The following is a 6,074-nucleotide window of genomic DNA, read 5'->3' on the forward strand; positions in this document are numbered from 1 at the left end:
GCGGTCGGGCCGCCGAGCCTAACGGAGCAGCCCCCGGGGAGAGGGGCCGAGCAGTCGCTCAGGCCGCCTGGTCGGGCCAGCCCACGACCGCTCCCTCGGCGCGCACGTGCACCGGGGTTCCGACCTGCAGCGAGGCCGTGTCTCGGATCGTGCGCGCGACGATGAGCTCGTTGCCCTCCCCCTCGGGGCGGATCCGCACCACCGCGTCGTGGCCGTAGAACTCGCACTCGACCACCCGGCCGGCGAGCGAGCCGCCGCCCTCCTCGAACGAGATCTGCTCGGGACGGACGAGGACGAGGAGCTTGCTCCCCTCCGACGCCGCCGCGTTCTCGAGGGGCAGCACGCCGAGCGGCGTCTCGACGCTCCCACCGCGGGCGACGCCGCGCACGAAGTTCGTCTCCCCGAGGGCGCGGGCGAGGGCCGGGCTGCCGGGGTGGTAGTAGAGGCCCTGCGGGCTGTCGACCTGCCCGATCCGCCCCGCGCTGATCACCGCCACCTCGTCGGCCAGCGAGAGCGCCTCGTCCTGGTCGTGGGTGACGAGCACCGCGGTCGCCCCTGCCTCACGCAGCACGTTGCGCACGTCCGCGCGCACGCTCGCCCGCAGCCCGGCGTCGAGGGAGGAGAACGGCTCGTCGAGCAGGACGAGGGTCGGGCGGATGGCGAGCGCGCGGGCGAGGGCGACCCGCTGCTGCTGGCCGCCGGAGAGCTGATGGGGGTAGCGGCGACCGAGGCCGACGAGGCCGACCATCTCGAGCAGCGAGTCCACCTTCGCGCCCTTGCGCTCGGCGCGCGGCAGGCCGAAGCCGACGTTCTGCTCGACCGAGAGGTGCGGGAAGAGGCTCCCCTCCTGGGGCACGTAGCCGATGCGACGGCGCTCGGAGGAGACGAAGTGGCCCTGGCCGTCGTCGACGACCTCGTCCGCGAGCCGGACCTCACCGCCGTCGACCCGCTCGAAGCCGGCGATCACCCGCAGCAGGGTCGTCTTGCCGCTCCCCGAGGGGCCGAGGATCGCCACGAAGGCGCCGGGCGCGACCGACAGCGAGAGGCTGCGCAGCACCGGCTGCTCGCCGTAGGACTTGTGGACGTCACGGACCTCGAGGGCGGTCACGCGCACCCTGCCGTCGGTGCGGCCCACTTCGACGCGGCGGACACGGCGGCACCGCACGGCGCATTTCCGCAGCTCATGCCCACGTTCCTCCCCCGTGCCCTGTCACCGCGGCCGCTTCACCGGAATATCAAGCGTACCTGAAAATAATCGTAAGGTGACCTAGCGAGCAATATCGGGGCGAACGATACGCGTGCGGCGCGGGACGCACCGGCGCCCCCTGGCCCCTTTCGGGAGCTGCTTGGCGAGCGACCGGGCGACGACGGACGAAGGCCTCGCGCCGCGTGCCGAAGGTCTCGAGCTGGGCCGCCTCGGGCGGTCCGTCCTACAGTGGCCCACGGTTCGATCTGGACGCGATCCGCTTCTCGCGGACCGCCACCGAGCAGGCGGGGGCAGAGCTTGGGCGTATCCGGCAAGGCACTCGTCGCCGGGGTCTACGAGCACCCCGGTCGCGAGCTCCCGGACAAATCGGTCGGCCAGATCCACGCGGAGGTCGCCCTCGGCGCCCTCGCCGACGCCGGCCTCACGATGGACGACGTCGACGGCTACTTCTGTGGCCGCGACGCCCCCGGCAGCGGGATCCTGTCGATGGCGGAGTACCTCGGGATCCGCCCCGCGATCATGGACTCGACCGACAGCGGCGGAGCCTCGCCACTCGTTCACGTCGGCCACGCCGCGGCCGCGATCGCGGCGGGGAAGTGCAGCGTCGCCCTGATCACCCTCGGGGGGAAGCCGAGGACCGGTGGCGCCACGCCCCCCGACCTCTCGACCCCCGAAGCCGCCTTCGAGCAGGTCTACGGACCGGCCGTCACGGCGTCCGGTTACGCGCTCGCCGCCAGACGCCACATGCACGAGTACGCGACGACGAGCGCACAGCTCGCCGAGGTGAAGGTCGCCGCCTCGCTGCACGCGCAGCACAACCCGAACGCCTTCCTGCAACGGGTGCTCACGGTCGAGGAGGTTCTCGACTCGCCCCTCGTCTGTGACCCACTGCACCGCGACGACTGCTGCGTCGTGACCGACGGCGGCGGGGCGCTCGTCGTCGTCTCGCCCGAGGTCGCGCGTGACCTCGACCGCCACGCGGTGCCGCTGCTCGGTCACGGCGAGTCGCCCAAGCACGCGGACGGCGGGCACGTCGACCTCACCTACACCGGCGCCGTCTACTCCGCACCCCGCGCCTTCGAGGAGGCCGGCGTGACCCACGGCGACATCGACTACGCCTCGATCTACGACAGCTTCACGATCACGGTCGTGATGCAGATCGAGGACCTCGGCTTCTGCGAGAAGGGCTCCGGCGGTCGCTTCGTCCTCGACGGCGCGCTCGTCGCGCCCGACGGCCGCCTCCCCTTCAACACCGACGGCGGCGGTCTGTGCAACAACCATCCGACCAACCGCGGTGGGATGACCAAGGTCATCGAAGCGGTCCGCCAGCTGCGCGGCGAGGCCCACCCCGCCGTCCAGGTGCGCGACTGCGAAGTCGCCCTCGTGCAGGGGACGGGGGGCAACATCGGGAGCCGGATGGGGGGCGCGACGCTGATCCTCGGAAGGTCCTCCTGATGGCCGAGGTCGTCACCACGCCTTCACTGCCGGCGCCGACACCGTCGATCACGAGCGACACCGCGCAGTTCTGGGCGGCGACGACCACGGGCCAGCTGCTGTTGCGTCGCTGCCGGGCCTGTGGCGAGGCGATCTGGTACCCGCGACCGATCTGTCCCTTCTGTCACTCCGACGACACCGTGTGGGAGCAGGCGAGCGGACGCGGTCGCATCTACTCCTACACCGTGATCCGTCGGGCGGGCCCTCCCTTCGCTGCCGCCACCCCCTACGTCCTCGCCTATGTCGAACTCGTCGAAGGGCCGCGGATGATGACGAACATCGTGGACTGCGACCCCGAGGGCCTCGCCGTCGACCAGGAGGTGGAGCTCGTCTTCCACATGACCGAGGGTGCGGCGGCCCTCCCCCGCTTCCGCCCCCGATGACCGTCCCCGCTGCCGCCGACCCGACAGGGCGCGGCACCGGCCGGGGGAGGTGAGATGACGATCGACAAGGTCGTCGCCTCCCCGAGGGAGGCGGTCGCCGACATCCGCGACGGCGCGACCATCGTCACCTCCGGCTTCGGAGTGAACCACGGCTTCGCGGCGAGCCTCATCGTCGCCCTGCGCGCCCAGGGCGCACGGCACCTGCGCATCATCGCCAACTCGCTCGGTACCGGCCCCTTCCGGGCGCAGTCCCTCATCGAGAACCACCAGGTGGACCGCCTGATCGTCTCCTTCACCGGTCGCGCCGGCGCCGGCCTCTCCGCCGCCGAGGAGCAGATCCGCGCCGGAGAGATCACCGTCGAGCTCGTCGCGCAGGGAACCCTCGTCGAACGCCTCCGCGCCGGCGGCGCCGGGATCGGCGCGATCTACACGCGCACCGGGGTCGGCACCGAGATTGCCGCGGGAAAGGAGATCCGGCTGTTCGACGGCGTCCCGCACGTGCTCGAGACCGCGCTCCGAGCCGACTATGGGTTCATCCGCGCCTTCCGCGCCGACCGCTTCGGGAACCTGCAGTTCCGTGGCGCGGGGCGCAACTTCAATCCGAGCTTCGCGAAGAGCGCCGGGATCGTGATCGCCGAGGTGAACGAGATCGTCGAGGGCGAGCTCGACCCCGAGCTCGTCGGCCTCCCCGGCATCTTCGTCGACCGGGTGGTGCGCCAGACCGAGGTTCCCCCCGTCGTGCCGCCGGTGCCACGGACCGCCGAGGGGGCCGAGGTGGCGCGCACCTACAACGGGAAGCTCGCGTGGAGCCGCGCCGAGGTCGCGGAGATCGCCGCCGGGCTCCTCCCCGAGCCGTCCTACGTCAACCTCGGCCTCGGGATGCCGACGCTGATGTCGGACTACATCAGCGGGCGCGACATCGTGCTCCACTCTGAGAACGGGCTCCTCGGCTACTCCGACCTCGCCACCGCCGAGAACTTCGACCCCGAGCTGTACAACGCCGGCAGCCAGTTCGTGACGCTCGCCCCGGGCGCCTCGTTCTTCGACAGCTGCACCTCCTTCGAGATGGTGCGCGGCGGTCACCTCGACGTCGTCGTCCTCGGCGCCTTCCAGGTCGACTCGCAGGCCAACCTCGCGAACTGGACGACGCCCGAGATCGTCGGCGGGGCGATCGGCGGGGCGATGGACCTCGTGGCCAGTGGTGCGACCGTCATGGTGCTGATGGCGCACTGCGAGCGCAACGGCGAGGCGAAGCTCGTCCGTCGCTGCAGCCTGCCCCTCACGGGCATCGGCTGCGTCGACCTCGTCGTCACCGACCTCTGCGTCCTGCGCCGGCGCGACGGCCGCTTCGTCATCGAGCGGACCGCGCCGGGCTTCACGATGAGCGAAGTCGTCGCGCTGGCGGAGATGGAGTTGCTCCCCTCCGACGCCTGACGGCGGCGGGCGCGCTCGGCTGTCGCATCAGCCCCAGGTGAAGAGCTTCCCGGCCCGCAACTTGTCGATGACCCGCTGCTTCGGCTCCTGCAGCGATGCGGGCCGATTGGCGGCCAGCCAGGCCTCGAGCTCACCCACGTCGCCCAGCACCACGACCTGATCCGTCCCTCCCGGCTGGACTTTGATCGAGCCGCGCTCCACCTGCACCGACAGCTCCGCGCTCGCGCCACGAGCGAAGCACCAAAATGTCGGCATGCCCGGGGTGGACATCGCCTCGACGACCCAACCGGGTCGGCGGCGAAGCAGCTTCGCGGTCTGCTTCCACACCTCGTCGCCGTGCGATCGCATGCTGATCCCTGACTCTCCGGATGTCGACTTTGGCACATCGACCTCGCTCGTCGGCGCGGTGGCGGAGGGGCGGGGCACCGTGTGCAGCGCCCTGCCGCTGGGTAAGGCGCTCACAGGGCCACGGTGCGGCGCGGCCCCGGTGGCCACGGCCGGCATCCGCGACTGAATAGAGGTCAACCCATGTTCCGCAGCGTCGCGCTCCTGCTCGCTCTCGTTGCTCCGACCTTCCATTCCTCGAGCGCGCCGCTGCCGGCGCCGGCCCGCTCGGAGGTCGTGTCGAGCGGAAACTGGCAGCCGGGCTGCCCCGTGCCGCTCAGCCAGCTGCGCGTCCTCACCGTCTCGTACTGGGGATTCGACGCGAAGGCCCACACCGGCCAGCTCGTGGTGAACGCCGACGCCGCGGCCAAGCTCGCCGTCGTGTTCTCCAAGCTCTACGCGATGCGCTTCCCGATCAGTCACATGGCGCTCGTCAACACCTACGGCCCGCCGCAGGACGTCCCGGCGGGCGACGACGTGTCGGCGTCGTTCGAGTGTCGTCAGGCGGCGGCATCGCCGTGCGTCGGCGGAAGGACCGGGAGCTGGTCCGAGCACGCCTACGGAGAGGCGGTGGACCTGAACCCGATGCAGAACCCGTACGTCGGCTGTGGGCAGACCCGTGACAAGCTCGCCGTCTCCTACATGAACCGCTCCGAGGTCCGCCCCGGGATGGTCACCCCGGCGGTGGTCGCCGCCTTCGGCTCCGTCGGCTGGGGCTGGGGCGGCTCCTGGGCGGGGTCGACCAAGGACTACATGCACTTCTCGGCCACCGGACACTGAGGGCGCCCGCCGGGAACCTCAAGGGATCCGAGCGGTGCGAGCGCGCTCGGCGCTTTAACCTTCGGGAAGTGTTCGAGCGATTCACCGACCGTGCGCGACGAGTGCTGGTGCTCGCCCAGGAGGAGGCCCACCTCCTCAACCACAGCTTCATCGGGACCGAGCACATCCTGCTCGGCCTGATCCACGAGGGCGAAGGTCTCGCGGCCAAGGCGCTCGAGTCGCTCGGCATCTCGCTCGAAGCGGTGCGCGAAAAGGTCGAGGAGACGATCGGCCCCGCCGGCTCCGCGCCGACGGGCTCGCCGCCCTTCACGCCGCGCGCGAAGAAGGTCCTCGAGCTGTCGCTGCGCGAGGCGCTGCAGCTCGGCCACAACTACATCGGCACCGAGCACATG

7 protein-coding genes are annotated in these 6,074 nt (G+C 71.3%); 5 read left to right on the forward strand and 2 right to left on the reverse strand.

Annotated elements, in window-relative coordinates:
* Positions 1-58: 58 nt before the first annotated feature.
* Positions 59-1,108, reverse strand: a complete 1,050-nt coding sequence (locus VNF07_11135) for an ABC transporter ATP-binding protein (GenBank protein ID HVB06786.1) — start codon at positions 1,106-1,108, stop codon at positions 59-61.
* A 396-nt stretch (positions 1,109-1,504) separates the two neighbouring features.
* On the opposite strand from VNF07_11135, the gene VNF07_11140 reads away from it, so the two are divergent.
* Genes VNF07_11140 through VNF07_11150 form a run of 3 tightly spaced genes read left to right on the forward strand, consistent with a single transcriptional unit; the run spans position 1,505 to position 4,518 of the window.
* Complete coding sequence (locus tag VNF07_11140; protein ID HVB06787.1) at positions 1,505-2,662, forward strand: thiolase domain-containing protein; 1,158 nt, start codon at positions 1,505-1,507, stop codon at positions 2,660-2,662.
* Entirely contained in the window at positions 2,662-3,084 is a 423-nt protein-coding gene (locus tag VNF07_11145; protein ID HVB06788.1) for a Zn-ribbon domain-containing OB-fold protein, read from the forward strand. The genes VNF07_11140 and VNF07_11145 overlap by 1 nt, the downstream gene beginning before the upstream one ends.
* 54 nt (positions 3,085-3,138) lie before the next feature.
* Positions 3,139-4,518, forward strand: a complete 1,380-nt coding sequence (locus VNF07_11150; GenBank protein ID HVB06789.1) for a 3-oxoacid CoA-transferase subunit A — start codon at positions 3,139-3,141, stop codon at positions 4,516-4,518.
* 27 nt (positions 4,519-4,545) lie between these two features.
* Here the strand turns inward: VNF07_11150 and VNF07_11155 are convergent, their stop codons facing one another.
* The gene (locus tag VNF07_11155; GenBank protein HVB06790.1) at positions 4,546-5,022 is read right to left on the reverse strand and encodes a hypothetical protein; all 477 of its coding nucleotides are present in this window, start codon (positions 5,020-5,022) and stop codon (positions 4,546-4,548) included.
* A gap of 24 nt (positions 5,023-5,046) precedes the next feature.
* Between VNF07_11155 and VNF07_11160 the strand changes: the two genes are divergently transcribed.
* Positions 5,047-5,682, forward strand: a complete 636-nt coding sequence (locus VNF07_11160) for a M15 family metallopeptidase (GenBank protein HVB06791.1) — start codon at positions 5,047-5,049, stop codon at positions 5,680-5,682.
* A 68-nt stretch (positions 5,683-5,750) separates the two neighbouring features.
* A partial coding sequence (locus VNF07_11165) for a Clp protease N-terminal domain-containing protein (GenBank protein ID HVB06792.1) occupies positions 5,751-6,074 on the forward strand: 324 nt, incomplete at its 3' end.

It is taken from the genome of Acidimicrobiales bacterium (genome assembly GCA_035533595.1).
Lineage (GTDB): Bacteria > Actinomycetota > Acidimicrobiia > Acidimicrobiales > Bog-793 > DATLTN01.